This is a genomic window from Streptomyces sp. NPDC013187 (assembly GCF_042899705.1).
Lineage (GTDB): Bacteria > Actinomycetota > Actinomycetes > Streptomycetales > Streptomycetaceae > Streptomyces > Streptomyces hawaiiensis_A.
Window position 1 is genome coordinate 48,353 of the sequence record NZ_JBIBAF010000017.1, and the last position, 26,208, is coordinate 74,560.

26 protein-coding genes and 3 pseudogenes are annotated in these 26,208 nt (G+C 71.2%); 12 read left to right on the top strand and 17 right to left on the bottom strand.

Translation table 11 applies throughout. From position 1 onward, the window contains the following. Positions 1–217: 217 nt before the first annotated feature. The gene (locus ACFY5B_RS31420) at positions 218–1,096 is read right to left on the bottom strand and encodes a hypothetical protein (RefSeq protein ID WP_389975956.1); all 879 of its coding nucleotides are present in this window, start codon (positions 1,094–1,096) and stop codon (positions 218–220) included. 148 nt (positions 1,097–1,244) lie between these two features. On the opposite strand from ACFY5B_RS31420, the gene ACFY5B_RS31425 reads away from it, so the two are divergent. Both ACFY5B_RS31425 and ACFY5B_RS31430 read left to right on the top strand, forming a co-directional pair. Further along, positions 1,245–2,219, top strand: a complete 975-nt coding sequence (locus ACFY5B_RS31425) for a DUF4097 domain-containing protein (RefSeq protein ID WP_389975958.1) — start codon at positions 1,245–1,247, stop codon at positions 2,217–2,219. Position 2,220: 1 nt separating this feature from the next. After that, entirely contained in the window at positions 2,221–3,288 is a 1,068-nt protein-coding gene (locus tag ACFY5B_RS31430; protein WP_389975961.1) for a helix-turn-helix transcriptional regulator, read from the top strand. Positions 3,289–3,307: 19 nt separating this feature from the next. On the opposite strand, the gene ACFY5B_RS31435 is transcribed toward ACFY5B_RS31430, so the two are convergent. From ACFY5B_RS31435 to ACFY5B_RS31450, 4 genes are all read right to left on the bottom strand, one after another. Then, positions 3,308–3,880, bottom strand: coding sequence for a Clp protease N-terminal domain-containing protein (locus ACFY5B_RS31435; RefSeq protein WP_389975965.1), 573 nt, complete (start codon positions 3,878–3,880; stop codon positions 3,308–3,310). Beyond that, positions 3,880–4,089, bottom strand: a complete 210-nt coding sequence (locus tag ACFY5B_RS31440; RefSeq protein ID WP_003992902.1) for an HTH domain-containing protein — start codon at positions 4,087–4,089, stop codon at positions 3,880–3,882. The genes ACFY5B_RS31435 and ACFY5B_RS31440 overlap by 1 nt, the downstream gene beginning before the upstream one ends. 101 nt (positions 4,090–4,190) lie before the next feature. After that, positions 4,191–5,156: a zinc-binding dehydrogenase gene (locus tag ACFY5B_RS31445; RefSeq protein ID WP_389975969.1), complete on the bottom strand. Its 966-nt coding sequence runs from the start codon at positions 5,154–5,156 to the stop codon at positions 4,191–4,193. A gap of 267 nt (positions 5,157–5,423) precedes the next feature. Further along, positions 5,424–6,656: an NADP-dependent malic enzyme gene (locus ACFY5B_RS31450; protein WP_389975972.1), complete on the bottom strand. Its 1,233-nt coding sequence runs from the start codon at positions 6,654–6,656 to the stop codon at positions 5,424–5,426. Positions 6,657–7,282: 626 nt separating this feature from the next. Between ACFY5B_RS31450 and ACFY5B_RS31455 the strand changes: the two genes are divergently transcribed. Genes ACFY5B_RS31455 through ACFY5B_RS31465 form a run of 3 tightly spaced genes read left to right on the top strand, consistent with a single transcriptional unit; the run spans position 7,283 to position 9,965 of the window. Then, positions 7,283–8,233 carry an ABC transporter substrate-binding protein gene (locus ACFY5B_RS31455; RefSeq protein WP_389975975.1) on the top strand — a complete coding sequence of 317 codons (951 nt, stop codon included), beginning with the start codon at positions 7,283–7,285 and terminating at the stop codon, positions 8,231–8,233. A gap of 32 nt (positions 8,234–8,265) precedes the next feature. Continuing rightward, the gene (locus ACFY5B_RS31460) at positions 8,266–9,207 is read left to right on the top strand and encodes an amino acid ABC transporter permease (RefSeq protein WP_359631919.1); all 942 of its coding nucleotides are present in this window, start codon (positions 8,266–8,268) and stop codon (positions 9,205–9,207) included. Next, positions 9,204–9,965 carry an amino acid ABC transporter ATP-binding protein gene (locus tag ACFY5B_RS31465; RefSeq protein WP_033313541.1) on the top strand — a complete coding sequence of 254 codons (762 nt, stop codon included), beginning with the start codon at positions 9,204–9,206 and terminating at the stop codon, positions 9,963–9,965. Before ACFY5B_RS31460 ends, ACFY5B_RS31465 begins: the two co-directional genes overlap by 4 nt. Positions 9,966–10,024: 59 nt before the next feature. Here the strand turns inward: ACFY5B_RS31465 and ACFY5B_RS31470 are convergent. Next, positions 10,025–10,820 (bottom strand): annotated as a pseudogene (locus tag ACFY5B_RS31470) (methyltransferase); the annotation flags it as partial. Between the two features lie 89 nt (positions 10,821–10,909). Between ACFY5B_RS31470 and ACFY5B_RS31475 the strand changes: the two are divergent. Beyond that, positions 10,910–11,569, top strand: coding sequence for a CGNR zinc finger domain-containing protein (locus ACFY5B_RS31475; RefSeq protein ID WP_389975979.1), 660 nt, complete (start codon positions 10,910–10,912; stop codon positions 11,567–11,569). 65 nt (positions 11,570–11,634) lie between these two features. On the opposite strand, the pseudogene sodX reads toward ACFY5B_RS31475, so the two are convergent. After that, positions 11,635–12,120 (bottom strand): annotated as a pseudogene (sodX, locus tag ACFY5B_RS31480) (nickel-type superoxide dismutase maturation protease); the annotation flags it as partial. Between sodX and sodN the strand changes: the two are divergent. Continuing rightward, on the top strand, positions 12,032–12,427 hold the full coding sequence (gene sodN, locus ACFY5B_RS31485) for a superoxide dismutase, Ni (protein WP_031140564.1): 396 nt from the start codon (positions 12,032–12,034) through the stop codon (positions 12,425–12,427). The pseudogene sodX and the gene sodN sit on opposite strands and share 89 nt — an antisense overlap. A gap of 94 nt (positions 12,428–12,521) precedes the next feature. Here the strand turns inward: sodN and ACFY5B_RS31490 are convergent, their stop codons facing one another. Both ACFY5B_RS31490 and ACFY5B_RS31495 read right to left on the bottom strand, forming a co-directional pair. Further along, positions 12,522–12,671 carry a hypothetical protein gene (locus tag ACFY5B_RS31490; protein ID WP_389975982.1) on the bottom strand — a complete coding sequence of 50 codons (150 nt, stop codon included), beginning with the start codon at positions 12,669–12,671 and terminating at the stop codon, positions 12,522–12,524. Positions 12,672–12,688: 17 nt separating this feature from the next. Then, entirely contained in the window at positions 12,689–13,843 is a 1,155-nt protein-coding gene (locus ACFY5B_RS31495; RefSeq protein WP_389975985.1) for an anion permease, read from the bottom strand. A 103-nt stretch (positions 13,844–13,946) separates the two neighbouring features. Here ACFY5B_RS31495 and ACFY5B_RS31500 point away from each other — a divergent pair, with 103 nt between their 5' ends. After that, complete coding sequence (locus ACFY5B_RS31500) at positions 13,947–14,693, top strand: VOC family protein (protein WP_389975988.1); 747 nt, start codon at positions 13,947–13,949, stop codon at positions 14,691–14,693. On the opposite strand, the gene ACFY5B_RS31505 is transcribed toward ACFY5B_RS31500, so the two are convergent. The 7 genes and pseudogenes from ACFY5B_RS31505 to ACFY5B_RS31535 all read right to left on the bottom strand — a co-directional run bounded on the left by ACFY5B_RS31505 (position 14,675) and on the right by ACFY5B_RS31535 (position 21,237). Further along, positions 14,675–14,905 (bottom strand): hypothetical protein, encoded by a 231-nt coding sequence (locus tag ACFY5B_RS31505; protein ID WP_389975991.1) that lies wholly within the window; start codon positions 14,903–14,905, stop codon positions 14,675–14,677. The two genes, ACFY5B_RS31500 and ACFY5B_RS31505, sit on opposite strands and share 19 nt — an antisense overlap. 65 nt (positions 14,906–14,970) lie before the next feature. Next, positions 14,971–16,230 carry an RNA polymerase sigma factor gene (locus ACFY5B_RS31510; protein WP_389975994.1) on the bottom strand — a complete coding sequence of 420 codons (1,260 nt, stop codon included), beginning with the start codon at positions 16,228–16,230 and terminating at the stop codon, positions 14,971–14,973. A 27-nt stretch (positions 16,231–16,257) separates the two neighbouring features. Continuing rightward, positions 16,258–16,671, bottom strand: coding sequence for a YciI family protein (locus ACFY5B_RS31515; protein WP_389975997.1), 414 nt, complete (start codon positions 16,669–16,671; stop codon positions 16,258–16,260). Between the two features lie 474 nt (positions 16,672–17,145). Next, positions 17,146–17,262 (bottom strand): annotated as a pseudogene (locus ACFY5B_RS31520) (dihydrofolate reductase); the annotation flags it as partial. A 38-nt stretch (positions 17,263–17,300) separates the two neighbouring features. After that, a complete protein-coding gene (locus ACFY5B_RS31525) occupies positions 17,301–17,960 on the bottom strand; it encodes a GNAT family N-acetyltransferase (protein ID WP_389976000.1) in 660 nt (219 codons plus the stop codon). A 589-nt stretch (positions 17,961–18,549) separates the two neighbouring features. Next, a complete protein-coding gene (locus ACFY5B_RS31530; protein WP_389976003.1) occupies positions 18,550–19,719 on the bottom strand; it encodes a family 2 encapsulin nanocompartment cargo protein polyprenyl transferase in 1,170 nt (389 codons plus the stop codon). A gap of 111 nt (positions 19,720–19,830) precedes the next feature. Next, entirely contained in the window at positions 19,831–21,237 is a 1,407-nt protein-coding gene (locus tag ACFY5B_RS31535; protein WP_389976006.1) for a family 2B encapsulin nanocompartment shell protein, read from the bottom strand. 253 nt (positions 21,238–21,490) lie between these two features. On the opposite strand from ACFY5B_RS31535, the gene ACFY5B_RS31540 reads away from it, so the two are divergent. Beyond that, positions 21,491–22,399, top strand: a complete 909-nt coding sequence (locus ACFY5B_RS31540) for a 1-aminocyclopropane-1-carboxylate deaminase/D-cysteine desulfhydrase (protein WP_389976009.1) — start codon at positions 21,491–21,493, stop codon at positions 22,397–22,399. 57 nt (positions 22,400–22,456) lie between these two features. On the opposite strand, the gene ACFY5B_RS31545 is transcribed toward ACFY5B_RS31540, so the two are convergent. Next, positions 22,457–24,055: a Na+/H+ antiporter gene (locus ACFY5B_RS31545; protein ID WP_389976012.1), complete on the bottom strand. Its 1,599-nt coding sequence runs from the start codon at positions 24,053–24,055 to the stop codon at positions 22,457–22,459. 62 nt (positions 24,056–24,117) lie between these two features. On the opposite strand from ACFY5B_RS31545, the gene ACFY5B_RS31550 reads away from it, so the two are divergent. From ACFY5B_RS31550 to ACFY5B_RS31560, 3 genes are all read left to right on the top strand, one after another. Then, positions 24,118–24,378 carry a UBP-type zinc finger domain-containing protein gene (locus ACFY5B_RS31550; RefSeq protein WP_389976015.1) on the top strand — a complete coding sequence of 87 codons (261 nt, stop codon included), beginning with the start codon at positions 24,118–24,120 and terminating at the stop codon, positions 24,376–24,378. Positions 24,379–24,638: 260 nt separating this feature from the next. Then, positions 24,639–25,052 (top strand): hypothetical protein, encoded by a 414-nt coding sequence (locus tag ACFY5B_RS31555; RefSeq protein ID WP_003992877.1) that lies wholly within the window; start codon positions 24,639–24,641, stop codon positions 25,050–25,052. A gap of 17 nt (positions 25,053–25,069) precedes the next feature. After that, positions 25,070–26,206: an RNA polymerase sigma factor SigF gene (locus ACFY5B_RS31560; protein WP_389976018.1), complete on the top strand. Its 1,137-nt coding sequence runs from the start codon at positions 25,070–25,072 to the stop codon at positions 26,204–26,206. The last annotated feature ends 2 nt before the right edge of the window (positions 26,207–26,208 follow it).

A 26,208-nucleotide genomic window follows, 5' to 3' on the forward strand; every position in this document is an offset into this window, starting at 1 on the left:
ACGACCACGAGCAGGCACCGGCTCCAGCCGCTACGAGGACCACGAGCAGGCACCGGCTCCAGCCGCTACGAGGACCACGAGCAGGCACCGGCTCCAGCCGCTCCGAGGACCACGAGCAGGCACCGGCTCCAGCCGCTACGAGGACCACGAGCAGGCACCGGCTCCAGCCGCTACGAGGACCACGAGCAGGCACCGGCTCCAGGCCGCTCCCGGGGCGTCAGTCGCGCGGGTGCGTGAAGGCGTAGGTCAGGCCCAGTGCGCCGTGCGCGAGAAGCAGGGCGCCCGCCGTGACCCAGCCCCAGCCGCCGCTGCGCCTGCGCAGGCCCCAGGACAGCAGCGGCGCGCCCGCCGCAACCTGCGCCAGAGCCAGTGCGCGCGCCCCCGGGCCGCCGGTCCAGGGCATCCAGAGGCCGAGTCGGCTGTGGTCGACGGTGTCGCGTTCCGCGACCGCGTCACGCCAACCCGGCCATTCGACGGGCAGGCTGTCCGGCATGCGGGCGGCGGCCTGAAGGAGGCGGTCGGCGGGCTCGCCGGGGGCGAGTTCGGCGGGCAGTACGACGCCCACGCGCGCGAGGACCGCGAGCAGCCCGCGCAGGCGGGTGCCGGCGTCGGCCTCGGAGTCGGGTTCGGCCAGCTCGTCGAGGGCCTGGACGTCCAGGACGGGGTCGAGACCCACCCGTGCGGCGAAGGTGTGCAGGGCCTCGTCCTCCCCCACCGGCACGCCGCTCGCGAGCCACACGAAGCCGACCGGGCGGCGGAAGCCGGACGCGAGGGTGAAGCCCGCGTGGTCGGTGTCCCACCACAGGGCGAGGACGGGCCAGGGCGCGCCGACGGCGAGGGCCGTGGCCCAGCCGGTGACCACGCGGTCGACGGGTTCGGTGCCGTCCCGCCATGGCCCGGCGCCGTCCCGCCATGGCCCGGCGCCGTCCCGCCATGGCCCGCTGCCGGGGACGAGAACGCTCCAGGCGTCGCCCGCGCGCGTGAGCCGCATCGGTGCGCGCAGCAGATGGGCGACAGGAGCGACGGACGCGGGTGCCGCCCGGCACAGCAGGAGCGCCCCGGGCGCGGGTTCGGTGCGGCCAGCTTCCGTCGACATGGTCACACGCTAGGCCGAATCATTACCTTTTGAGCAGTTCTGACCGTCTCGCCCTCCCCGAAACGGGTGTCTTGACTTTCCGCGACCGCGATATATCGTGAATGCGAGAGGACGCGATATGGCGTGTCAAGTCGGGGAGGTCTCCACCATGTCCGAGTGGTCCGTCACAGAACCGAGGAAGCTCACCTTCGACGAGCCCGTCAGCGACCTGAGGGTGCGTCTCGTCAACGGAACGGTGAACGTGGTGGGCACGGACGAAGGTTCCGCCCGCCTGGAGATCTCCGAGATCGAGGGACCACCCCTGGTGGTGACCCAGCGGGACGGCGTCCTCACGGTGGCCTACGAGGACCTGCCCTGGAAGGGCTTCCTGAAGTGGCTGGACCGCAAGGGCTGGCGCCGCAGCGCGGTGGTCTCCCTGGCCGTCCCGTCCGGCACTCGCGTGGAGGTGGGCGCGGTGGGCGCGGCCGCCGTGCTCTCCGGGATCCATGGCCCGTCGGTGGTGAAGGGCGTCGCCGGCGACACGACGCTGGTGGGCCTGTCCGGCCCGGTCCGCGCCGATACGGTCTCCGGCGACCTGGAGGCCCAAGGCGTGACCGGCGACCTGCGGTTCAACTCCGTCTCCGGCGACCTCACGGTGATCGAGGGCTCCGGCCCCTCCGTGCGGGCGGACTCGGTCAGTGGCTCGATGATCGTCGACCTCGACCCGAACGGCCCGACGGACGTCCGGCTGACCAGCGTCTCGGGCGAGATCGCCATCCGGCTGCCGTACCCGGCGGACGCGGAGGTCGAGGCGAACACGGCGAGCGGATCCCTCTCCAACGCCTTCGAAGGCCTGCGGGTGCACGGCCAGTGGGGAGCCCACAAGATCACGGGCCGGCTGGGCGCGGGCACCGGCAAACTGCGGGCCACCACCGTCTCCGGCTCGATCGCCCTGCTCCGCCGCCCGGCCGGAGAGGACGATCACGACGACGAGCCATGGAGCACCCGCCCCAGCAGCAGCGGCGCGGCGGCAGCCCCGGCGAGCGGCCCCGGGGACGGCTCGGGAGACAATTCCGTCTCCGGCCCGGACGGCGACCCCACCACCGCCCCGGCCGACGGCACAACCGACAAGAAGGTGCTCTGACATGCCCCCCGTCTTCGCCCACGGCCGCCTCCGCCTCTACCTGCTGAAGCTGCTGGACGAGGCGCCCCGTCACGGCTACGAGGTGATCCGCCTCCTCGAGGAGCGCTTCCAGGGGCTGTACGCGCCGTCGGCGGGCACGGTCTACCCGCGTCTGGCCAAGCTGGAGGCCGAGGGCCTGGTCACCCACACCACCGAGGGCGGCCGCAAGGTCTACTCGATCACGGACGCGGGCCGCGCCGAACTGGCCGATCGCAGCGGCGAGCTGGCCGACCTGGAACTGGAGATCCGGGAGTCTGTCGCCGAACTGGCCGCGGAGATCCAGGCCGACGTGCGCGGAGCCGCCGGAGACCTGCGCCGCGAGATGCGCGCGGCGGCGACGGAGGCCCGCCGGGGCGACGGCACCACGCCCGATGGCACGACAGGCACCCCCTATGGCGACTTCTCGCAGTACGGGGACAAGGAGGCCTGGCGCATCGCCAAGGAAGAGATGCGCCGCGCCCGGCAGGAGTGGAAGGAACAGGCCCGGCGCGCCAAGGACGAGAGCCGTCGCGCCCGCGAGGACGCACAGCGCGCTCGCCGCCAGGCGAAGGAGGCCCAGGAGCAGGCCCGCGTACAGGCCCAGGAGCAGGTGCAGCGCATCACCCGCCGCGTCCAGGAGCAGGTGCAGGACCACTTCGCCCGCGGCGACTGGCCGACGGGTCTGCGTGAGGGCCTGAGCGAACTGGTCAAGGAGGTGGGCGAGTTCGGCAAGGACTACGGCAAGGACTTCGGCAAGGACCTGGGCTTCGACTGGCCCGGCACCGGCAAGCCGACCGCGGAGCCGACCCACGCCCATCCCCCGGAGGACTTCCCGGCCGCCTATGAACCGGCCTGGGCCCACGAGGACACCGCCGACTCCACCGGCGACCCGGCCCGCGACCTGGACCGCCTGCTCGACCGCTTCCGGGACGACATCCGTGACGCGGCCCGCGACCACGGCGTCACCCCCGACCAACTGCGAGACGCCCGCCGCCATCTGTCGACGGCGGCGGCCCACATAGGAGCCCTCCTGCGCACGCAGCAGAAGTAGGCGCCCGGGACGCAGCCCCTCAGCCGGCCTTGGCCTGGCCACCACTCCCGTACAGCACCCGCACCAGGGACGCGTACGTCACCCCGTGGTCGGCGAGGACCTCGGCCGGCACCCCGGGACGGACGGTCAGGGCCAGCAGAATGTGCTCGTCCCCGATGTGACGGTCCCGCTGGGCGAGAGCGACCCGCAAGGACCGCTCCAGCACCTCCTTGGCCCCCCGCCCGAAGGAGACACGCCCCGACCACCACCGCTTGTCCGTCCGGTCGCCGGCCAGGGCACCGACCCCGTGCGTCTCCTCCACCCGGGCGACGATCTCCGCCACGTCGATCCCCAGCCCCGCGAGCGCATCGGTCTCGGCCTGCGTCAGCCCGGCCCGGCGCCGCGCCTCACGCAGCGCCTCGCGCACGGACTCCCGCCGCTCACCGAGCCCGAGAGCGGCGAGCGCGAAGGACCCACGACTGCCCTCCCTGTCCAGCAGAGCCAGCAGCAAGTGCTCAGGCTCCACACGCCGGCCGTCCCCACCGCTCCCCTCCACATGCGCGTAAGCGCTCTTCACTACATCCCGGGCGTCTTTGGTGAACCGCTCGAACATCAATGCCTCCCGTACTTCTTGTGCACGGCCTGCCTGCTCACACCGAGTTCGGTGGCGATCTCCTGCCACGACCAGCCCTGGTTGCGCGCATTGCGCACCTGTACGGCTTCCAGCTGCTCCAGCAGCCGACGCAGCGCGGCGACGGCCCGCAGGCCGACCCGTGGATCACGGTCACCCGCACGCTCGGCCAGATCCGTTGCTTCGGTCATGAAGTCAACCTACGTTGACAACCCGCCCGCGTCAACCACAGTTGACATACGAAAACGGCCGGCCCGCACCGGACCGACCGTCAACGCACCTTCGAAGGAACTCAGGGATTCGTCAGCACGACCTTCCCGAACTGCTCACCCGAGGCCAGCCGCTCGAAGCCCTCACGCGCACGGTCCATCGGCATGACCTCGTCGATGACCGGCCGCACACCGGTGGCGGCACAGAACGACAGCAGGTCCTCCAGCTCGTCCTTGGTGCCCATCGTGGATCCGACGACCTTGAGTTCGAGGAAGAAGATCCGGGTCAGCTCGGCGTGCGAAGGCCGGTCACCGCTGGTGGCGCCGGAGATGACCAGCGTGCCGCCGGGCCTCAGAGACTTCACCGAATGCGACCAGGTGGCGGCCCCGACGGTCTCGATGACGGCGTCGACCCGCTGCGGCAGCCGCGCCCCCGACTCCAGCGCCTCCACGGCCCCGAGCTCGACGGCCCGCTTCCGCTTGGCCTCGTCCCGGCTGGTGGCGAAGACCCGGAGCCCGGCGGCCTTGCCCAGCACGATGGCGGCGGTGGCGACACCACCGCCGGCGCCCTGCACCAGCACGGAGTCACCGGGCCGGACCCCCGCGTTGGTGAACAGCATCCGGTACGCCGTCAGCCAGGCCGTCGGCAGACAGGCGGCCTCCTCGAAGGAGAGCTCCTTGGGCTTGGGCAGGATGTTCCAGGTCGGCACGGAGACCTGCTCGGCGAAGGTGCCCTGATAACGCTCGGTGAGGATGGAACGGGGTTCCTTGGGGCCGACCCCGTGCCCGCTCTGTCCGATCACGGAGTGCAGGACGACCTCGTTGCCGTCCTCGTCGACACCGGCGGCGTCACAGCCGAGGATCATCGGCAGCTTGTCCTCTGCGAGGCCCACGCCCCGCAGGGACCACAGGTCGTGGTGGTTGAGGGAGGCGGCCTTGACCGTGACGGTGCTCCAGCCGGGGCGGGCCTCGGGAGCCGGACGCTCCCCCAACTCCAGGCCGGACAGCGGCTGGTCGCGGTCGATTCGGGCGGCGTAGACAGCGAACATGACCTTGACGATAGGTTCCGCGAGAGACCGAAGGAACCACCCGGCCCTGTGAGACACGCCCTCTTGCCAGGTGGGCCCTGTGTTGCTGCGGCCCGCCTGAGCCGTATGCCTGCGCCCTCGGGCGGGACGCACCCGCACCCGCACCACCTGCGCCCTCGGGCGGGACGCACCCGCACCCGCACCACCCGAACAGCCCCCACCCCACGCAAAGAAATGGCCCCGCCCGATCCCGGGCGGGGCCACCTCACACGAGCGTCGGCATCGGCGTCAGCGCCGGGCCACACCCTCGGCCCGAGCAGCCGCCGCCACCGCGGCCGTGACCGCCGGAGCGACCCGCTCGTCGAACGGCGACGGAATGACGTAGTCGGCGGCGAGATCGTCCCCGACCACGGCCGCCAGCGCCTCGGCGGCGGCCAGCTTCATCCCCTCGGTGATCCGGGAGGCCCGCACCTGCAGCGCCCCCGCGAAGATCCCCGGGAACGCCAGCACGTTGTTGATCTGGTTCGGGAAGTCCGACCGCCCGGTCGCGACGACCGCCGCGTACTTGTGCGCGACCTCGGGGTGCACCTCGGGATTCGGGTTCGCCATGGCGAAGACGAACGCGCCCTCGGCCATCGTCGCCACCGCGGACTCCGCGACCGTGCCACCGGAGACGCCGATGAACACGTCGGCGCCGTCCAGCGCCGTCTCCAGCGACCCGGTGATCCCGGCCTTGTTCGTGAACCCGGCCAGCTCCTGCTTCACCGGCGTGAGGTCGTCCCGGTCCGCCGACACGACACCCTTGCGGTCGGCCACCGCGACGTCCCCGATGCCGGCCTCGACGAGCATCTTGGCGATGGCGACACCGGCCGCACCGGCGCCGGAGATGACGGCCCGCAGCTCCCCGAGGGCCCGCCCGCTCAGCCGCGCGGCGTTCCGCAGGGCGGCCAGCGTCACCACGGCCGTACCGTGCTGGTCGTCGTGGAAGACGGGGATGTCCAGCCGCTCCTGCAGCTTCCGCTCTACCTCGAAGCACCGGGGTGCCGAGATGTCCTCCAGGTTGACCCCGCCGAACGACGGCGCGAGCCGCACCACGGTCTCGACGATCTCGTCGACGTCCGTGCAGTTCAGGGCGATCGGCACCGCGTCCACACCGCCGAACTGCTTGAACAGGATCGCCTTGCCCTCCATGACCGGGAGAGAGGCCTCGGGCCCGATGTCACCGAGGCCCAGCACGGCCGTACCGTCCGTCACGACGGCCACGACCGACGACTTCCACGTGTAGTCGTGCACGAGCTCCGGCTGCTCCGCGATCGCGCTGCACACCTTCGCGACGCCGGGCGTGTATGCCAGGGACAGGTCGTCCTTGTCGCGGACCGGCACGGTGGCCTGCACGGCCATCTTGCCACCGCGGTGCAGGGCGAACGCCGGGTCGAAGGAGTCGAGGGGCTCCGCACTGCCCTCGTGATCCGTATCGCCGGTCTTGCTCTCGCTGCGAGGATTGACGATCTCCGCTGCCACTTCGTTGTACCCCTTAAATCTTCATTGTTTTTGAGGGTGGCCACTCCTGGTGAGGGGTGGGCGGGCACCGCGTAGACCCATGTCGTGCTTGTACGGGTATCCGTACGGGCGCGTACGCGACGGGCGCGCCGCACACGCGCCCTGAGCCCCGGATGAGGGGTGTAAAGACCCTTCTTACCGGACGGACGGCATCGACGACGAGTCCATAACGCGAAGGTCACATGACGGGTCCCTGACTCTTCGTCCAAAATCAGGACAAGACCTGGACAAACCAGCTGCACCCACTCAACCATCCGTGAAGCTGGCGGTCCCCGTATCGAAATCTCGGGATTTACCGAAGATCTTCCGGCCGGAACGGGTGATTCCTGCAGAAGGTCCGGCCGTGATGTACCGGAGTGGTGCGGTTCGGGGGTCGCCCGTTATCCGATTTTGACATGGCTGGCCCCCAGAATCGCGCAGTCCGAATGGCAAGATGCCGTAATCACACGAGGTCGCGACACTCGAAGAGGTGTGCTCTCGTCAACCCACGGCACTGCCGAAACCTTCGGCGTGCCACGGCCGTGCCGAACCCATCGGCGGCGGCCCGCCCCATCGGCAACTCCACCCATCCGCCGGAGGAACCCACCATGACCGCAAGCTCCACCCGTCGTACGACCGCCGCGCACTCCCGGCTAGCAGCGGTCGGTGCGATCGCGGTCGCAGGCGCGCTGATGCTCACCGGATGCGGTGACCAGACCAAGGACACCGGCTCCAGCGACACCGCGGCCTCCGCCCCGCTCGCGGACAAGCTGCCGCAGGCCATCCGCGACAAGGGCGTCATCAAGGTCGGCTCCGACATCGCCTACGCCCCGGTCGAATTCAAGGACAGCTCGGGCAAGACGGTCGGCATCGACCCGGACCTCGCCGCTGCCATGGGCAAGCAGCTCGGGGTCGACTTCCAGTTCGAGAACGGCACCTTCGACACGCTGATCACGGGTCTGCGCTCCAAGCGGTACGACATCGCCATGTCCGCGATGACCGACACCAAGGACCGCCAGGAGGGCATCGACTCCGACACCGGCAAGAAGGTCGGTGAGGGCGTCGACTTCGTGGACTACTTCACGGCCGGCGTCTCGATCTACACCAAGAAGGGTGACGACCAGGGCATCAAGTCCTGGTCCGACCTGTGCGGCAAGAAGATCGTGCTGCAGCGCGGCACGGTCTCCGAGGACCTCGCCAAGGCGGAGTCGAAGAAGTGCCCGGCGGGCAAGAAGATCGCCATCGAGCCCTTCGACAACGACCAGCAGGCCCAGACCCGTCTGCGCGCGGGCGGCGCCGACGCCGGCTCGTCCGACTTCCCGGTCGCGGCATACGCGGTGAAGACCTCCGGCGGCGGCAAGGACTTCCAGATCGTCGGCGAGCAGGTCGAGGCCGCCCCCTACGGCATCGCGGTCGCCAAGAACCAGACGCAGCTGCGTGACGCGCTCAAGGCCGCGCTCGACGCCGTCATCAAGAGCGGCGAGTACGAGAAGATCATGAAGAAGTGGGGCGTCACGGACGGCTCCGTGCAGGAAGCCACCATCAACGGCGGCAAGTGACCGCGCCCTAGCGGCACTGAAAGGCAACACCCGTGACTGTTGACATCGACAAGACGCCGGCTGACACGCCCCCGGCCGGACCGGAGGCCATCAAGGCCATCCCGGTCCGGCACTACGGGCGGTACGTCTCCGCCGTCGTCGCCATCGCCCTGCTGGTCGGGGTCGTCTACGCGTTCTCCCAGGGCAAGATCAACTGGGACGCGATCCCGGACTACTTCTTCGACGACCGCATCCTGGACGGCGTCGGCAAGACCCTCCTGCTGACCGTCCTGTCCATGGTGATCGGCATCGTCGGCGGCGTCCTGCTCGCCGTGATGCGCCTGTCGAAGAACCCGGTGACCTCGTCGATCGCGTGGTTCTACATCTGGTTCTTCCGCGGCACCCCGGTCCTGGTGCAGCTGATCGTCTGGTTCAACCTGGGCCTGGTCTTCGAGTACATCAACCTCGGGCCGTTCTACAAGGACGAGTGGTCGGACTTCATGACCCCGTTCCTGACGGCGCTGCTGGGCCTCGGCCTGAACGAGGCCGCGTACATGGCGGAGATCTGCCGGGCCGGTCTGCTCTCGGTCGACGAGGGCCAGACCGAGGCGTCGCACGCGCTGGGCATGAGCCACTCCAAGACGCTGCGCCGGATCGTCATCCCGCAGGCGATGCGCGTGATCGTGCCGCCGACGGGCAACGAGGTCATCAACATGCTGAAGACGACCTCGCTGGTCTCGGTCGTCCAGTACCCGGAGCTGCTGCGCGCGGCCCAGGACATCGGCCAGACCTCCGGCGCCCCCGCCGAGATGCTGTTCCTGGCGGCGGCCTGGTACCTGCTGATGACCTCTGTCTTCAGCATCGGCCAGTACTACCTGGAGCGGTACTACGCGCGTGGTTCGAGCCGGTCGCTGCCGGCCACCCCGTTCCAGAAGATCAAGGCGAACGTGCTGTCCCTGTCCAACCGCTCGGCGTCGACGGGAGGCACCGCATGACCGCCATGGTCAAGGCCGAGGGCGTCCACAAGTCCTTCGGCCCCGTAGAGGTCCTGAAGGGCATCGACCTGGAGGTGAAGTCCGGCGAGGTGTTCTGCCTCATCGGCCCCTCCGGCTCCGGCAAGTCGACCTTCCTGAGGTGCATCAACCACCTGGAGAAGATCAACGCCGGCCGTCTGTACGTGGACGGTGAGCTGGTCGGCTACCGGCAGAAGGGCGACAAGCTCTATGAGCTGAAGGACAGCGAGGTCGCGGTCAAGCGCCGGGACATCGGCATGGTCTTCCAGCGCTTCAACCTGTTCCCCCACATGACGGCCGTGGAGAACGTCATGGAGGCGCCGGTCCAGGTCAAGGGCGTCAGCAGGAGCCAGGCCCGCACGCGCGCCCAGGAGCTCCTGGACCGGGTGGGCCTGGCCGACAAGGCGGGCAACTACCCCTCGCAGCTCTCCGGCGGCCAGCAGCAGCGTGTCGCCATCGCCCGGGCCCTTGCCATGGACCCGAAGCTGATGCTGTTCGACGAGCCGACCTCGGCGCTCGACCCGGAGCTGGTCGGTGACGTCCTGGACGTCATGCGCGACCTGGCCGAGTCCGGCATGACGATGATCGTCGTCACCCACGAGATGGGCTTCGCCCGCGAGGTGGGCGACAGCCTGGTCTTCATGGACGGCGGTGTGGTGGTCGAATCCGGTCACCCGCGCGAGGTCCTGACCAACCCGCAGCACGAGCGGACGAAGTCGTTCCTGTCCAAGGTGCTCTGACGGTACGCACGGCGAGGGGGCGGTACGGAGATTCCGTACCGCCCCCTTCGTCTGCGCTGCTCGAGGGCCGGCAGCAGGGTGTCCGAGGGCGAGCACCACACCGGCCTGGCCTCGCCGAGCCCCTTGTCGCGCAGTACGCGCGCGTGCCACTGGGCCGACGGCATGTCACCGTCCGCGTGCTCGCCGCAGATCTCGTAGCACCGGGCGGTGGACTCCGCGAGAACCGGGTCCTCGGCCGCGAGCTGCCACCATTCGGCCCAGTCGAGGACGCCGTTCCGTTTGGCCTGATCCATACGGGCGTGCCGCTGCGCCCGCTCCGCCGCGTTGATCCGGGGCGTCGCCTCGTCGATCATGTGGTCCGCGTTCATGAACACACCGCCGGCGCGGACGAGTCCCGCGACCCGGCCGTAGAGGTCCGCGAGGGGTTCCCGGTGCAGCCAGTGCAGGGCCGTCGCGGTCAGGACGGCGTCGTACGCGTCGTACGGCAGCTTCGACGGCCAGTCGGGGTCCTTGAGATCGGCGGTGACCAGGCCGGCCCGCTCGTCACCGGCGAAGGTGCCCTCGGCGATGGCGAGGAGCGCCGGGTCGAGGTCGACGCCGGTGCCGGTGGCGTCCGGGAAGCGGGCGAGCAGCCTGGCGGTGATGCCGCCGGTGCCGCAGGCGAGGTCGAGGACGCGCGGGGCGCTGTCCACGAGGGCCTCGACCTCCCCCATGGCCCGAAAGGCATGGGGGATCCCCATCGAGCATGATCCGGAACCGCTCCTCGCGGTCGGGCAGGTACCACTCCTGCCGCCGGTCCCAGCTCTCCTGCCAGGCCTGCCAGTCGGCGGCCGTGATGGTGTCGGCGTCCGTCATCGAGCCCCTCCCTCGTAATACCCTGGAAGCACCATCAGCTGTTACAAGTGCACGCCCCCGACGACAAAGCCCCTCCGTAAGGACTACAAGTGGAACTGGCCTATTACTCGGACTATGCCGTGCGCCTCGTCAACACCGAGGAACCGGCCCGGGGCAAAGACGCCCTGACGTCGGTGGAGGCAGTCCGCGATCTGTTCGGGCCCAGCCAGTCGGCGGCCCGCCGCGCCACCGACGCGGACGTGACCCGCTTCCGCTCGGTCCGGGCCCGGCTGCGTGCCGTCTTCGAGGCGGCCGACATCGGCGACGAGAGGCTCGCCGTCGACCTGCTGAACTCACTGCTGCTGGAGTTCCCGGTGAGCCCGCAGATCTCCGGGCACGACTTCCGCGACGACGACGGCCGCCCCCTGTGGCACATGCATCTGGCGGACCACCCGTCGAACGCGACGGCGGGCTACGCGGCGATCGCGGCGATGGGCCTGGCGTTCCACCTGACCGAGCACGGCGCGGACCGCCTCGGCCTGTGCGAGGCCGCGCCCTGCCGCAACGCCTACCTCGACACCTCCACCAACCGCTCCCGCCGCTACTGCTCCGACCGCTGCGCGACCCGCGCCAACGTGGCGGCCTACCGCGCCCGCAAGCGCCTGGAGGCCACCCGTCCCGACCTGCCCGAGAGCACGGGCCTGGCCGCCGACAGCGCCCAGCCCAGCAGCGCCCAGGGCGACCGCCGGCCGGGCCTGCGCGGCCGGTAGCGGAACCGGACCCGCCCCAGCACCAGGTCGTCGGGCACGACGCCGTAGTCGGTGCTGTCGCCGCCGGCGTACGCGTTGTCCCCGAGCACCCACCAGCCGCTGTCACGTCGCTGGGCGACCCGCTTGACGACCAGCAGGTCCTGTTGGAAGGGGTGCCGCAGCACGACCACGTCGCCGGGCCTGACCCGGGCCCCGTAGTGCACCAGGAGCCGGTCGCCGTGGTACAGCGTGGGCACCATGGACGGCCCGGTGACCTCGGCCACACCGAAGGGCGGGGCCGGCCTCCCCCGCTCGAACTCCTGCGACAGCTCCGGCATCACCCGGCACCTCCCCGGTTCTTCCTCCACCAGTCTCAGTCTCACCCCGGACTTTTGTCCTAAGCCCATGGGGGCACCCGCCAAAAGCCGTCCCTCACGGAGTAATGTCCCCTGTGAGAAGACGATCACGAGGAAGGAATGCTCCATGCTTTCCCGCCTGTTTGCCCCCAAGGTCAAGGTCAGTGCCCACTGCGACCTTCCCTGCGGTGTGTACGACCCCGCCCAGGCCCGCATCGAGGCGGAGTCGGTGAAGGCCGTGCAGGAGAAGATGGCCGCCAACGACGACCCGCACTTCCAGGCGCGCGCCACCGTCATCAAGGAGCAGCGCGCCGAGCTCGCGAAGCACCACGTCTCGGTGCTCTGGAGCGACTACTTCAAGCCCCCGCACTTCGAGAAGTACCCGGAGCTGCACCAGCTGGTCAACGACACCCTGAAGGCCCTCTCGGCCGCCAAGGGCTCGACCGATCCGGCCACCGGCCAGAAGGCGCTGGACTACATCGCCCAGATCGACAAGATCTTCTGGGAGACCAAGAAGGCTTGATCCTCTCCGTATCACCCGACCAGCGATGTCGCCGGCCGGGTGAGAGGGGACGGTGGGCCCCGTACCCGTGCCGGGTGCGGGGCCTTCGCTCTTCCTACTTCCCCGGCCCTCCGGTTCCCTTTCTGGCGTTGCGGCTGCGCCGGGCACCGATCAGCACCACGATGACGGTGACGACGACGAGCATCACGACGCCGGTGGGCCAGAAGCCGCTGCCGCCTCCGGCGGCCAGATCGATGTCCTCCACGCTCGCTTCCCTGTCGCTCAGGCAGCCGTGCCGACCTTGGCCGACGGCTCGGTGCGGATGGCGGGCTCTTGTGCGTCGTTGACATTGTGCGCGTGCACCGGGTCGCGGCGCGAGACGACGACGATGCCCACGGCGACGGCCGCGCCGGTCAGGGCGACGGCAGCCGTGCCGATGTCACCGCCGATCCGCACGATCGCGGCGGCCAGTCCGCCGACCAGCGCGGCGGCGGGCAGGGTGACCGCCCAGGCGACCGCCATCCGCCCCGCGACGCCCCAGCGGACCTCCGCGAGCCTGCGGCCGAGCCCCGCCCCCAGGATGCTGCCCGAAGCCACCTGGGTGGTGGACAGCGCGAAACCGAGGTGCGTGGAGGTCAGGATGACGGCCGCGGAGGCGGTCTCGGCGGCGAAGCCCTGCGGCGACCGGATCTCGGTGAGGCCCTTGCCCAGAGTGCGGATGATCCGCCAGCCGCCGAGGTAGGTACCCAGGCCGATGGCCAGGCCCGCGGACGCCACGACCCAGAGAGGCGGGCCGGCATGGTGGCCGAGGGCACCGGCGGAGATCAGCGTGAGCGTGATGACGCCCATGGTCTTCTGCGCGTCGTTCGTGCCGTGGGCGAGGGAGACCAGCGAGGCGGAGGCGATCTGGCCGATGCGGAAGCCCCGGGTGACGCGGTCTCCGCCGGCCCGGTCGGTGAGCCGGTAGGCGAGGTGGGTGGCGAGCAGCGCGGCGACACCGGCCACGACGGGCGAGGCCACCGCCGGCACCAGCACCTTCTCGACGACCTTGCCGAAGTCGACGCCGTGGCTGCCCGCCCCGACCCACACGGCCCCGATCAGCCCGCCGAACAGGGCGTGCGAGGAGCTCGAGGGCAGACCGATCAGCCAGGTCAGCAGATTCCACAGGATGGCGCCGACCAGCCCCGCGAAGATCATGCCCGGGGAGACGAGGGTGTCGTGCACGATGCCGTCCGAGATGGTCCTGGCGACCTCGGTGGACAGGAAGGCGCCGACGACGTTGAGGACACCGCTGATCAGGACCGCCGTACGGGGTGCGAGCGCGCCGGTGGCGATGGACGTGGCCATCGCGTTCGCCGTGTCGTGGAAACCGTTGGTGAAGTCGAAGGCGAGCGCCGTGATGATGACGGCCGCCACGAGGAACGTGATGTGGTCCATTGCTGAATGCAAACAGCGCAGGCCGGTGGATCGGGATCGGTGCGGCGGGGGCCGGTCGAGGTTCACGCAGGTGGCGGGGGCGCGTGCCTCTACGATCGCGCCCATGAGGATCAGATGGACGTACGCCTTCATCGACCGTGCGCGTGCGGACTTCGGCGCCGCCTGCGACTTCTGGACGGCGGTCACGGACACCCGCCTGTCCGAACCGCGCGGGGAGCGCGACGAGTTCGTCACCCTGCTCCCCGAGGGCGCCGACGCGTGCGTGAAGGTGCAGGCGGTCGGTCCGGGTTCCGGCGGTGCGCACATCGACTTCTGCGTGGACGACGTGGCGGAGTTCGCCGCCGCGGCGGTACGGCTCGGCGCGGGTGTGGTGGCCGACCTGAAGTCGCTCGTCGTGCTGCGTTCGCCCGGCGGGCAGTTGTTCTGCGCGGATCCCTGGCGCGGTCAGTCGTCGCGGCCGGGTGTGGTGGCGGGCAGCCGTCTCGACCAGGTGTGCCTGGACGTCCCCTCCTCGGCCTACGAGGGCGAGGTCGCCTTCTGGAGCGCGCTGCTCGACGGCTGGGAGTCCCTGCCGGGCGCCCTGCCGGAGTTCCACGTGGTCAAGCCGCCGTCCGGCCTGCCGGTCCGTCTGCTCCTGCAACGCCTCGGCGAAGGGTCGGCATCGGCCCACCTCGACCTCGCCTGCGCGGATGTCTCGTCGACGCGGGCACGCCACGAGCGACTCGGGGCCGCCTTCGTGGCAGGTTTCTCCGGCTGGACGGTGATGCGCGACCCGTCGGGCGGCAGGTACTGCCTGACGACCCGGGATCCGGTGACGGGCGGGTTGCGCGGTCACGGGGCGTCGACGTAGGCGCAGGCGACGGCCCCGGCTTCCCCGGTCGTCGGGCAGGGCGGCAGGTCCGGTGTCCCGCCCGGGTCGGTCTGCTGCCAGACGTACGGCCCCCGCGGCTCCGTGGAGTCCTGCATCCACAGCGTCAGCCCGCCCGCGACGGCCACGAGCAGCGCCCACCCGATCATCACCCGGCGCCACACCGTGCGGCGCCGATCCCCCTGTGCACCCATGCCTCACACGCTAGTGCCTGGGCAGGCGAAGGTGTCGCGACGGGGCGACGCTGCCTGCAGCGGCACTATTCGCCCAACCGCGCCGCCCGGGCCCGGAGATAACGCTGCTCGGGCAGGCTGAGAGTTCGCGCCGCCGCCGACTCGTAGGCGGCCCGGGCGGCTTCGGTCTCGCCCGCGCGCTCCAGGAGGTGGCCTCGTACGGCGTCCAGGCGGTGGCCCCTCAACTCGTCCGTCAGGGAATCGACTTCGGTGAGACCTGCGTGCGGGCCGTGGACCATGGCGACGGCGACCGCGCGGTTGAGACGCTCGACCGGGCCGGGGACCAGGCCGACCAGGATGTCGTACAGGCCAAGGATCTCAACCCAGTCCGTCGCCGCGGGTGAAGCTGCCTCGTCGTGCACGGCGGCGATCGCGGCCCGCAGCTGGAACGGCCCCGGCCGGCCCCGGGACAGAGCCCGGGTGACCAGTGCGACGCCCTCCTCGATCGCCGCCCGGTCCCAGCGGCCGCGGTCCTGCTCGTCGAGGGGGATCAGCTCGCCGGTCGGACCGCTGCGCGCGTCGCGCCGGGCGTCGGTGAGCAGCATCAACGCGAGCAGACCGGCCACCTCGCAGTCGCCCGGCAGCAGCCGGTGGACCGCGCGGGTCAACCGCACGGCCTCGCCCGCGAGGTCGCGGCGTTGCAGCGCGGCGCCGGAAGTGGCCGTATAGCCCTCGTTGAAGATCAGATAGAGGGTCTGCAGGACGGACGGCAGCCGCTGCTCCCAGTGGTCCGGGCGGCCGAAGCGCTCGCCCCGCACCTTCTGCTTGGCCCGGCTGACCCTCCCCCGAGTTCTCGGCTTCGCTCGAACAGGGGGGACCCCCATCGCCATCGTCGCTTCCGGGACCAGAAAGGCCCGCGCGATCTCCGCGGTGGTCAGACCGCCCACGGCACGCAGGGTCAGCGCGATCTGCGCGGGCGGTGAGAGGTCCGGATGGCAGCACAGGAACAGCAGCGAGAGCGTGTCGTCCTCGCGGGGCGCCCGCTCCCCGGGCGGCGGGGCCGTGAAGGCGTCCCGGGGCGTGAGCGCGGCGGCCCGCTCCTCGCGCTGCCGCCGGGCCTGGTCGCTGCGCAGGGCGTCGGTGAGCCGCCGCGAGGCGACCTTGATCAGCCAGCCGCGCGGATTGCCGGGCACACCCGCTTCAGGCCACTGCCCGGCCGCCGCGAGCAGTGCCTCCTGTACGGCGTCCTCGGCGGCGTCGAAGTGCCCGTACCGTCTGACCAGCGCACCGAGGACCTGCGGCGCGTTGCCGCGCAGCAGGTCCTCGATCTCGGACGTGTTCCTCACGGGTGTGTCCGTCGGTGCCGCCGTGCGTCAGATGTCCCCGGCACCATCCATGATCGGGCGGATCACGACGGGATGGGCGGGGGCACCGGGCGGCTGGGGGCAGCGGGAGACGCGGTCGGCGATCTCCGTGACCCGCTCCAGGCTCTCGCACTCCAGGACCCAGTAGCCGGCCAGCAGCTCCTTGGTCTCGCTGTACGGCCCGTCGGTGATCACTGCCTTGCCGTTGTCACCGAGGGTGACGTGCCGGGTCTGTGCCGGCTCGGCCAGGCCCTGGGCGTCGACGAGCTCACCACTCTCGGAAAGGTCGTCGTTGATGGCTCCCATGTAGGCGAACATGGTCTGCACCTCCTCCTCGCTCCAGGCCGGGGAGTCCGCCGACGCCTTGCCCCGCATGGCCTCGTAGTCCGCCTGCGTGCCCTGCACCATGACCAGGTACTTCATCAGTCCGCTCCTTCGGCTCGCACCGCCCCGGTGGGCGGCTCTTCACAGGGGACGTCGGAGCCGGGCGGCGCATCTCGACACGGGCTCAGGAATTCTTCTCGACGGTTGCTCCGGGGGCCGTTCGGGGCCCGTCCGGGGGCGCGCCGGATCGGCCGGGGGCTGCTTCAGGCGGGTACGGGGTCGTGTCGGCGGGGCGGGAGGCGGCTTCGGTCCGAGGCGCCGTAGCGGACGGGGCGGTCTCCTCGGGGGCCGCGGGATCTTCCCGGGGCTGAGTGCCCTGGACGGTGTGGCCGCTTGCGGCGGCTCCCGCGTCGTAGGCCCCGCATTCCGGGTTGCGGCACGGGCCCGGCCCCCAGCGGGGGACCCAGGTGCCCAGCGTCTTGTGACGCCGGACGACCGTCTCCACTGGCTGTCCGCAGCTGGGACAGACGTGTTCTTGGCTGCCCATGTCCCCAGCGTAGGCCGGTCGGGGGCTCAGCGCTTCCTGCCGTACGCGCGCACCAGAGCGCCGTTTCCGAACGCGCGCACCGACTGCGGGGTGAACTCCGCGATCGCGAACCCGGAGCCGAACATCGGCATGCCCGCGCCGTGAGGGAGTTCCGCCGCACGGCCGGACTCCCCTTCTCCGGTCAGGCCTGGGCGGCGGGCCGGTGGGGTCTGGGCTCGCGCCACATGGGCCACATCGCCGGGCCGTCCGGCAGGTCGAGGACCGGGCCGACGGACTCGAAGCCCAGGCGCTCGTACAGCTTGCGGCTGCGGGCGCTGCTGGCCTCCAAGTAGGCAGGCAGGGCCTGACGGTCGCAGCGGTCGAGGACGCTCTCGATGAGCGCGGTGCCGAGGCCCTCGCCCTGGCGGCCGGGCGCCACGCCGATCATCCACAGGTACTCGTGGGCCCGCCCGGTGGGATGGATGGCGGCCGTCAGCCGGCCGATCATCTCGATGCGCTCGTTGTCGGGATCGACGGCCTCACGCACCTGGGCCGGACCTTCGTCCTCGGTGGCGCCGTCATGGCCGGCGGGGTCGCCGTGACCGACGGAGTCGTCGTGGTCCTCGTCAGCGGGCATGGAGAGCCACAGGGCACAGGCCGAGCCGTCCTCGGCGACGTCTATGCGGCCGGCCGCGAGCACGATGTCGGTGAAGGCGGCCATGAGTCCGGGGTGCTTGGCGCGGCGCTCCTCCACCCCTGGGAAGACCCAGCCGCTGACGGGGTCGTCCTGGAACGCGTCGTCCAGCAGCCGGACGATCAGCTCCCGGTCCCCTGCGCCCGCCGTCCGGATGGCCACACCCATGCCCCGCCCCTTCGCTCGTCCCGACGGGCGTTGATCGTAGGGGGGTTGGCCCGCGCGGGGTGATGCGAGCAGGATCTTGGCGGGATTCAGTCGAACGTTTGCCCAAACTCGATTGATACGGCAGCCGTACAGGAGTCGGTCCAGACGTCGATCCAGAGGTCGTTCGGGAGCCGTTCCGAAAGGATCCAGGGGTCGTTCGGGAGCCAGTCCGCAGGGTTACAGGGGTCGTTCGGGAGCCAGTCCGCAGGGTTACAGGGGTCGTTCGGGAGCCAGTCCGGGAAGGAGGAGCGGGCCCCGCACACCGTGGGGCAGTGCGGGACCCGCCGACCGGAGGCCGGTGACCGTGCGGGGTCAGGAGCCGCACGGCCCCGGGCGCCCCGGGGTCTTGCCCGTCGGTTGCCCGAGGGACGTCGCTGGTGCTGCCGCTCGTCGGCCCTGGCCGACCGGCAACGGTCCGCCAACCGATGCGGGCCGCCTCTCGCCGCACGCCGCCCCCCGCCGAGGCTGCCTTCCACCACGGCCGCCCCCGCCGAGGCCGTCGCCCACCGCGGGCCGCCACCCGCTGTGGGCCACCGCCTGCCGCGGGCCGTCAACCGGCCCGCCGGGTCACGAACTCGGCGAGGGCCAGCAGACCGCCCGCCGCCTCCGGGTCCGGCACCGCACGGGCCAGTTGCTGCATCGCCCGGGCCATCCGGTCGGCCGCCTCCTCCTGGGCCCAGTCACGGCCGCCCGCACGCTCCACTGCCAGGGCGATGTGCTCCAGGTCCTCCGTCTCGCTGGGTCGTGCGTACAGCTCGGCGAGTTCGGCCGCCGCCGCGTCGCCGGAAGTGAAGGCCGCGACCACCGGCAACGACTTCTTGCGGGCGGCCAGATCCGTACCGACTGGCTTGCCGGTGCGGCGCGGGTCGCCCCATATGCCGATGACGTCGTCGATGAGCTGGAAAGCGAGCCCGGCCTCCCGTCCGAACGCGTCCAGCGCCGCCACTTCCGCCTCCGAGGCCCCCGCGTACAACCCGCCGATAGCGCAGGCACTCCCGAGCAAGGCGCCCGTCTTGGCCTCCGCCATGGCGAGCACCTCGTCGAGCGTGACCTCGGCAGGGGCGCAGCGTTCCAGAGCCGTGTCCGCGTGCTGCCCCGCGCACAGTTCGACCACGCAGTCCGCGAGCCGGGCGGCGGCGGCCGGGGCGGCTGGGTGCGGGTCCTGGGCGAGCAGCCGCAGGGCCAGCGCCTGCAGGGCGTCCCCGGCGAGGATGGCGTCGGCGTCACCGAACACCGTCCACGCCGTGGGGCGATGGCGGCGGGTGGTGTCCCGGTCCATCACATCGTCGTGCAGCAGCGTGAAGTTGTGGACGAGCTCCACCGCAGCCGCTGCCCGAGCCGCCCCCGCCCGCGCCTCGGACCCGCCGCCGGCGGCCGCAGCGGCGAGGACCAGCGCGGGCCGGACGGCCTTGCCGGAGCTCCCCTCCGTCGCAGTCCCGTCGGCCTGTCCCCAGCCGAAGTGGTAGAGCGCGATCCGGCGTATCGGCCCCGGCAGCGAGCCGAGCGCGGTCCGCAGGACCGGATCGACCTCCGCCCGGGCCCGCTCCAGCAGCATGACCGCCTCGTGCCCCTCGGTCGGCGTCGGCCGGCCGTCCCGCTGTGTCCCGATGGTTGCTCGTCCTTCCGGTGTCCCCGCGGCCTGCCGGGGCTCGGCGTACCGCTGCCCGCCCGGGGCGGGCAGCGTCGTCTCCGTCCCGGACTCCGTGAGGGACTCACCCATGGGACCGCCTCGGAGGATGAGCGGAGGGTGGCGCTTCCGCTGTCGCTGGGCGCGTACCCCGAGGATGTACCCGCCCTGACGGGCGGGGACACGGCCTGCCTGTCGGCAGCGTCACCGCCAGCGGCCGATCTCGACGTTCTCCAGGACGCCGAGCGCGTCCGGTACCAGGACCGCGGCCGAGTAGTAGGCCGTGACCAGGTACTTGATGATGGCCTGTTCATTGATGCCCATGAAGCGCACCGACAGGCTCGGCTCGATCTCGTCCGGGATGCCGGAGGCGCGCAACCCGATGACACCCTGGTCGGCCTCGCCGGTACGCAGAGCGATGATGGACGTCGTACGGGCGTCCGAGACCGGGATCTTGTTGCACGGGAAGATCGGCACACCGCGCCAGGTCGGGATGCGGTTGCCGGCCATGTCGATGGTCTCGGGCACCAGCCCGCGCTTGTTGAGCTCGCGGCCGAACGCGGAGATGGCACGCGGATGAGCGAGGAGCATCTTGGTGCCGCGGCGCCTGCTGAGCAGCTCGTCGAGGTCGTCCGGGCTGGGCACGCCGTCGTGCGGCTGGATCCGCTGGTCGTACTCGCAGTTGTGCAGGAGCCCGAAGTCGCGGTTGTTGATGAGCTCGTGCTCCTGGCGCTCCTTCAGCGCCTCGACCGTCAGCCGGATCTGCTGCTCGGTCTGGTTCATGGGCTGGTTGTAGAGGTCGGCCACGCGCGTGTGGATGCGCAGCACGGTCTGCGCGACGCTCAGTTCGTACTCACGCGGCCGGGCCTCGTAGTCGACGAACGTGTGCGGGATGTCCGGCTCGCCCGAGTGGCCGGAGGAGAGGTCGATCTCCTTCTCGCCGTACTTGTTGGAGCGCTGCGAGGGGATCGAGCGGCGCTGCCGGAGGTGTTCGCGCAGGGTGTCCGAGCGCTCCGCGATCTGCTCGAACTCCTGGCGGGGCAGCACGAGCACGGTGCACGCGGTGAGGGCGCGGGCCGTGAACTCCCAGATCGCGTCCCCGTCGAGCAGCGCCTCGTCGCCGAAGTAGGCCCCGTCCGCGAGGATTCCGAGGGACTCGTCGTCCCCGTAGGGGCCGGTGCCGACCTTCTCCACCCTGCCGTGCGCCAGCAGGTACACCTCGTCGGACGGGCTGCCGAAGGAGGCGATCACCTCGCCCGCCGGGATCTCCCGCTGCTCGCAGCGGCGGGAGATCTCGAAGAGCACCTCCTCGTCCTCGTACGACCGCAACGCCGGCAGCTCCCCCAGTTCCGCGGGGATGACCTCGACGCGGTCGCCGGTCTTCACGAACGTCACCCGGCCGTCGCCCACGGAGAACGTGAGCCGACGGTTCACCCGGTACGTGCCGCCCTGAATATCGACCCAGGGAAGCATCCGCAGCAGCCAGCGCGAGCTGATCTCCTGCATCTGCGGCACGGACTTGGTCGTGGTGGCCAGGTTCCGCGCGGCCGCCGTGCCGAGACTCTGCTGCGGCTTGGTCTGCTCCGTGCGGACCTCTTCGCCTACCGACATAGAGAACTGCCCTCCCGGTTGTGACCGACGCCCCCATGCCTCGGGCATCGATGTGCACCCGCAAGCCTTCCGCACCCGACGCGGCGGTGCTATTACCCGAAAGAGCGGGAATGGATCTTCGCGCTGCTGGGCAGAGGGGGCCCGTCACGGCGTTCGAAGCGCCGGCGTCCGGGACGCGGATCGAGTGCCCCGGCGCAGCGAGGGCGTCAGCCCCGATCCCCCTCCTCCCCCACTCGCGGGTGACAATGGCTCGATGACCAGCCCCGATCCGCCCGGACTCGCCGCGCTGCTGCCCCGGCTGCCGTCACCGGTGCAGGAAGTCGTGGACGACCGGTTCGAGCGCCGGGGCGTCCGGCTGCTGCTGAAGCGGGACGATCTGATCCATCCCGAGCTGATCGGCAACAAGTGGCGCAAGCTCGCGCCGAACCTGATCGCGGCGGCCGGCCGTACCGTCGTCACCTTCGGCGGCGCCTGGTCCAACCATCTGCGTGCCACGGCCGCGGCCGGCCGGCTGCTCGGCATCCCCACGGTCGGTGTCGTACGCGGCGACGAGCTGGCCGGCCGGCCCCTCAACCCCTCACTGAGTCGCTGCGCGTCCGACGGGATGCGGCTGCACTTCGTCGACAGGGCGACCTACCGCCGCAAGTCCTCGCCCCGGGACCTGGCCGTCGTCCTGCGCGCGGCGGACGCCGAGGACGCCTACGTCGTCCCCGAGGGCGGCAGCAACGCCGAGGCCGTACGCGGTTGCCGCGCGCTCGGCAGCGAGCTGCGGGGCCGGGCCGAGGTCGTCGCCGTGGCCTGCGGCACCGGTGGCACACTCGCGGGGCTGGCCGCCGGTCTCGGCCCCGGCGTGCGTGCCCTGGGCGTGCCGGTGCTCAAGGGCGGCTTCCTGACCGCCGAGACGGAGGCCCTGCAGCGTGAGGCATTCGGCGGCCGGCGCGGCACCTGGAGCCTCGATGAGCGCTTCCATTTCGGTGGCTACGCGCGCGTGCCCGCCGAACTCGACGCCTTCGCGGAGGACTTCGAGCAACGGCACGGCCTGCCCGTGGAGCGTCTGTATGTCGCCAAGCTGCTGTACGGACTCGTCACGCTGGCCGGTGAGGGTGCCTTCCCGCGCGGGACGGCGGTCGCGGCCGTGATCACCGGCCGCCCCTTCCCCTGAGGCGCCGCTCCCCTTGACGTGCCGCTCCGTCCTGCCCTCGACGGCGACGCTCCGCCGTCACGCCGCCTCCCGGAACGCCGCCGCCTCCTCCAGGTCAAGCCTGCGCAGCAGGGTCCGCAGCATCTCGTCGTCGATGTAACGGCCGTCCCGGAGTCTGACGAACACCTCGCGCTCGGCGCTGATCATCTCGCGCGACAGCCGCCGGTAGGTGTCGTCGACGGACTCCCCGGTGATCGGGTTGGCCTGGCCGAGCCGTTCCCAGACGGCGTTGCGGCGGCGCTCCAGGACGATGCGCAGCCGGTCGGCGAGCGGGGCGGGCAGGGCGTTGCGCTCGTCGGTGAGGAGTTCGTCCAAGCGCCGTTCGGCGGCCCGGGAGGCCTGTGCCTGGGCGTTGGCCTCGGCCAGCGTCTCGGAATGGGCGTCCCGGCCGGGGAACTTCAGCATCCGGATCAGTGGGGGCAGGGTCAGGCCCTGCACGACCAGGGTCCCGATGACCGTGGTGAAGGTCAGGAAGAGGATGAGGTTGCGCTGCGGGAAGGGCTCTTCTCCGTCGTGCATGGTGAGCGGGATGGAGAAGGCGATGGCCAGCGAGACGACCCCCCGCATCCCGGCCCACGCGATCACGAACGGCCCCTTCCAGGTCGGGTCCTGTTCCCGTTCCCGCACGCGGGCCGACAGCAGCCGCGGCAGGAAGGTGGCGGGGTACACCCAGACGAACCGGGTGGCGACGACGACCAGGAACACGGCGATGGCGTACCAGGCGGCCTCGACGCCCTCATACTCCCCGAGCCCCCTCAGCACCACCGGCAGTTGCAGGCCGATCAGCGCGAACACGGCCGACTCCAGGACGAAGGCGACCATCTTCCAGACCGCCTCCTCCTGCAGGCGCGTCGCGAAATCGACCTCCCACGCGCGGTGCCCCAGGTAGAGCGCGACGACCACGACCGCGAGGACCCCGGAGGCGTGCACCTGTTCGGCGACGGCGTAGGCGACGAAGGGGATCAGCAGGGACAGCGTGTTCTGCAGCAGTGCTTCCTTCACGTGCGTGCGCAGCCAGTGGATCGGCGCCATCAGCAGCAGGCCCACCACGACGCCGCCGACCGCCGCGAGCAGGAACTCGCCGATGCCCCCGGCCCAGGTCGCGCCCTCGCCGACGGCGGCGGCCAGGGCCACCCGGTAGGCGGTGATCGCGGTGGCGTCGTTCAGCAGGGACTCGCCCTGGAGGATCGTGGTGATCCGCGACGGCAGTCCCACCCGGCGGGCGACCGCCGTGGCCGCGACGGCGTCCGGGGGCGCCACCACCGCGCCGAAGACCAGGGCCGCGGTCAGCGGCATTCCCGGCACGATCACGTACAGGGCCCAGCCGACGACGAAGGTCGCGAACAGCACGTACCCGACGGACAGCATCGCGACCGGCCGCAGCTGCGCCCGCAGGTCGAGGTAGGAGCTGTCGGTCGCGGCCGTGTGCAGCAGCGGGGGCAGGATGAGCGGCAGGACGACGTGCGGGTCGAGCGTGTACTCGGGTACCCCCGGAACGTAGCTGACCGCCAGCGCCACGGCCACCAGCAGCAGCGGCGCCGGCACCGGGGTCCGCCGCGCCGCCGCGGCGATCGCGGCACTGCCCGCCACGAGCAGCAGCAGTGGCATCACGTCCATCGTTCTCGCCCGCCCTCATTTTTCGACGCGGTCTTCCGCCCGACCGTCGTAACCTGGCAATCATGAAACAGTGCACGCACGCCGACGCGCTGCCGCACCCCGAACCCGGCCCGCTCAGCGAGACGTGTCCGGAGTGCTTGGCCGAGGGCATGGATCCGGTGCAACTACGGCTGTGCCTCAGCTGCGGTCACGTCGGCTGCTGCGACTCCTCGCCGGGACGGCACGCGGCGGAGCATCACAAGGAGTCCGGTCACCCCGTGATGCGGACCCACGAGCCCGGAGAGGTCTGGCGCTGGTGCTTCGTCGACCACGTCCTGGTGTGACGCGACAGGACCCCGGCGGCGGACGGTTCGACCGTCTGACGTCTGGGTACGTCAACCCGGCGCGCGCTCTTCCCATTTGGGCCCGCCCAACCCCTAGACACGGAGCGTATCCACAGGTTTACTGTGAGTGACGACAAGGGGTTGGGGTCCCGGGGACAGGACCGTCGAGAGCGCGGTAGCGTCACCGCTGAACCACGTATCGCGTTATCCCGAGGGGCGACCCTCGGCCCTGAAACGCTTGTACCACCATGGAGGTGAGGGTGTCCCAGATCGCAGGCGAGCCCGCGACCCAGGACTTCGTAGAAGTCCGGCTGCCGGCCGCGGGGGCCTACCTGTCGGTGCTGCGTACGGCCACGGCCGGTCTCGCGGCCCGTTTGGACTTCACCCTCGACGAGATCGAGGACCTGCGCATCGCGGTGGACGAGGCCTGCGCGATCCTGCTTCAGCAGGCCGTGCCCGGCTCGGTGCTCAGTTGTGTCTTCCGTCTCGTCGACGACTCACTCGAGGTCACCGTCTCGGCGCCGACCACGGATGGTCATGCCCCTTCGCGGGACACCTTCGCCTGGACCGTCCTGTCCGCTCTGGCGGGCAAGGTCTCCTCCGCCGTGGACAAGGACAAAACCGTTTCGATCAGCCTCTACAAACAGCGCGGCGCGGGACCCGGGCCGGCGTGAGGAGCGAGGACGGGCCGGTGCGGGACGAAGAGCGCGGCACACGAGAGCTGCCGGCCGAGGGCACGGGCACGAGCGGCCCGACCGGTGCCCGACGCATGGCGGACGGCATCGACGGCATCCCCGAGCAGGCCCGCCCGCATCCCGAGGACGACTCCGCGGGGGTCGTCCTCCCGGGCGGCGGGCGGCTGGACCGGGACGGTGCCGTGCGGAGCGCGCCTCCGGGCGAGGGGATCGCCGTACCCCCGGCCCAGGGGGGTCCCCCCACTCCCGCGCAGTCGAGAGTGGCGGAGGAGGCGAGGGCTCGGGGAAGGGCGACGGGCGGGACGATGAGCGAGCACGAGCGACACTCCGAGGATCAGACGCCGCGCGCGCACCACGCACAGGGGGCGCAGCACGGCTCTCCGGACCGCAGTGGGGCGCGCGAGATGTTCCTCAAGCTGCGCACCCTGAGCAGCGGCAGTCCCGAGTACGCGGAGCTGCGCAACCAGCTGGTCCGGATGCATCTGCCGCTCGTGGAGCATCTCGCGCGTCGCTTCCGCAACCGGGGCGAGCCGCTGGACGACCTCACCCAGGTCGCCACGATCGGGCTGATCAAGTCGGTCGACCGTTTCGACCCGGACCGTGGCGTGGAGTTCTCGACGTACGCGACCCCGACGGTCGTCGGCGAGATCAAGCGACACTTCCGCGACAAGGGCTGGGCGGTGCGCGTCCCGCGCCGGCTGCAGGAGCTGCGCCTGGCGCTGACCACGGCGACGGCCGAGCTGTCGCAGCTGCACGGCCGCTCCCCCACGGTCCACGAGCTCGCCGAGAAGCTGGCGATCTCCGAGGAGGAGGTCCTGGAGGGCCTGGAGTCCGCCAACGCGTACTCCACGTTGTCCCTGGACGTCCCCGACACCGATGACGAGTCCCCGGCGGTCGCGGACACCCTCGGCGCCGAGGACGAGGCGCTGGAGGGCGTGGAGTACCGGGAGTCCCTCAAGCCACTGCTGGAGGATCTCCCGCCGCGCGAGAAGCGGATTCTGCTGCTGCGGTTCTTCGGCAACATGACGCAGTCGCAGATCGCGCAGGAGGTCGGCATCTCCCAGATGCATGTCTCCCGGCTGCTGGCACGCACGCTGGCCCAGCTGCGGGAGAAGCTCCTCGTCGAGGAGTGACG

What these genes read in the sequence shown, in the direction of transcription:
- ACFY5B_RS31420 (WP_389975956.1), bottom strand. Translation starts at nt 1,096, where the DNA reads ATGTCGACGGAAGCTGGCCGCACCGAACCCGCGCCCGGGGCGCTCCTG.
- ACFY5B_RS31425 (WP_389975958.1), top strand. Translation starts at nt 1,245, where the DNA reads ATGTCCGAGTGGTCCGTCACAGAACCGAGGAAGCTCACCTTCGACGAG.
- ACFY5B_RS31430 (WP_389975961.1), top strand. Translation starts at nt 2,221, where the DNA reads ATGCCCCCCGTCTTCGCCCACGGCCGCCTCCGCCTCTACCTGCTGAAG.
- ACFY5B_RS31435 (WP_389975965.1), bottom strand. Translation starts at nt 3,880, where the DNA reads ATGTTCGAGCGGTTCACCAAAGACGCCCGGGATGTAGTGAAGAGCGCT.
- ACFY5B_RS31440 (WP_003992902.1), bottom strand. Translation starts at nt 4,089, where the DNA reads ATGACCGAAGCAACGGATCTGGCCGAGCGTGCGGGTGACCGTGATCCA.
- ACFY5B_RS31445 (WP_389975969.1), bottom strand. Translation starts at nt 5,156, where the DNA reads ATGTTCGCTGTCTACGCCGCCCGAATCGACCGCGACCAGCCGCTGTCC.
- ACFY5B_RS31455 (WP_389975975.1), top strand. Translation starts at nt 7,283, where the DNA reads ATGACCGCAAGCTCCACCCGTCGTACGACCGCCGCGCACTCCCGGCTA.
- ACFY5B_RS31465 (WP_033313541.1), top strand. Translation starts at nt 9,204, where the DNA reads ATGACCGCCATGGTCAAGGCCGAGGGCGTCCACAAGTCCTTCGGCCCC.
- sodN (WP_031140564.1), top strand. Translation starts at nt 12,032, where the DNA reads ATGCTTTCCCGCCTGTTTGCCCCCAAGGTCAAGGTCAGTGCCCACTGC.
- ACFY5B_RS31495 (WP_389975985.1), bottom strand. Translation starts at nt 13,843, where the DNA reads ATGGACCACATCACGTTCCTCGTGGCGGCCGTCATCATCACGGCGCTC.
- ACFY5B_RS31500 (WP_389975988.1), top strand. Translation starts at nt 13,947, where the DNA reads ATGAGGATCAGATGGACGTACGCCTTCATCGACCGTGCGCGTGCGGAC.
- ACFY5B_RS31505 (WP_389975991.1), bottom strand. Translation starts at nt 14,905, where the DNA reads ATGGGTGCACAGGGGGATCGGCGCCGCACGGTGTGGCGCCGGGTGATG.
- ACFY5B_RS31515 (WP_389975997.1), bottom strand. Translation starts at nt 16,671, where the DNA reads ATGAAGTACCTGGTCATGGTGCAGGGCACGCAGGCGGACTACGAGGCC.
- ACFY5B_RS31525 (WP_389976000.1), bottom strand. Translation starts at nt 17,960, where the DNA reads ATGGGTGTGGCCATCCGGACGGCGGGCGCAGGGGACCGGGAGCTGATC.
- ACFY5B_RS31530 (WP_389976003.1), bottom strand. Translation starts at nt 19,719, where the DNA reads ATGGGTGAGTCCCTCACGGAGTCCGGGACGGAGACGACGCTGCCCGCC.
- ACFY5B_RS31535 (WP_389976006.1), bottom strand. Translation starts at nt 21,237, where the DNA reads ATGTCGGTAGGCGAAGAGGTCCGCACGGAGCAGACCAAGCCGCAGCAG.
- ACFY5B_RS31540 (WP_389976009.1), top strand. Translation starts at nt 21,491, where the DNA reads ATGACCAGCCCCGATCCGCCCGGACTCGCCGCGCTGCTGCCCCGGCTG.
- ACFY5B_RS31545 (WP_389976012.1), bottom strand. Translation starts at nt 24,055, where the DNA reads ATGGACGTGATGCCACTGCTGCTGCTCGTGGCGGGCAGTGCCGCGATC.
- ACFY5B_RS31550 (WP_389976015.1), top strand. Translation starts at nt 24,118, where the DNA reads ATGAAACAGTGCACGCACGCCGACGCGCTGCCGCACCCCGAACCCGGC.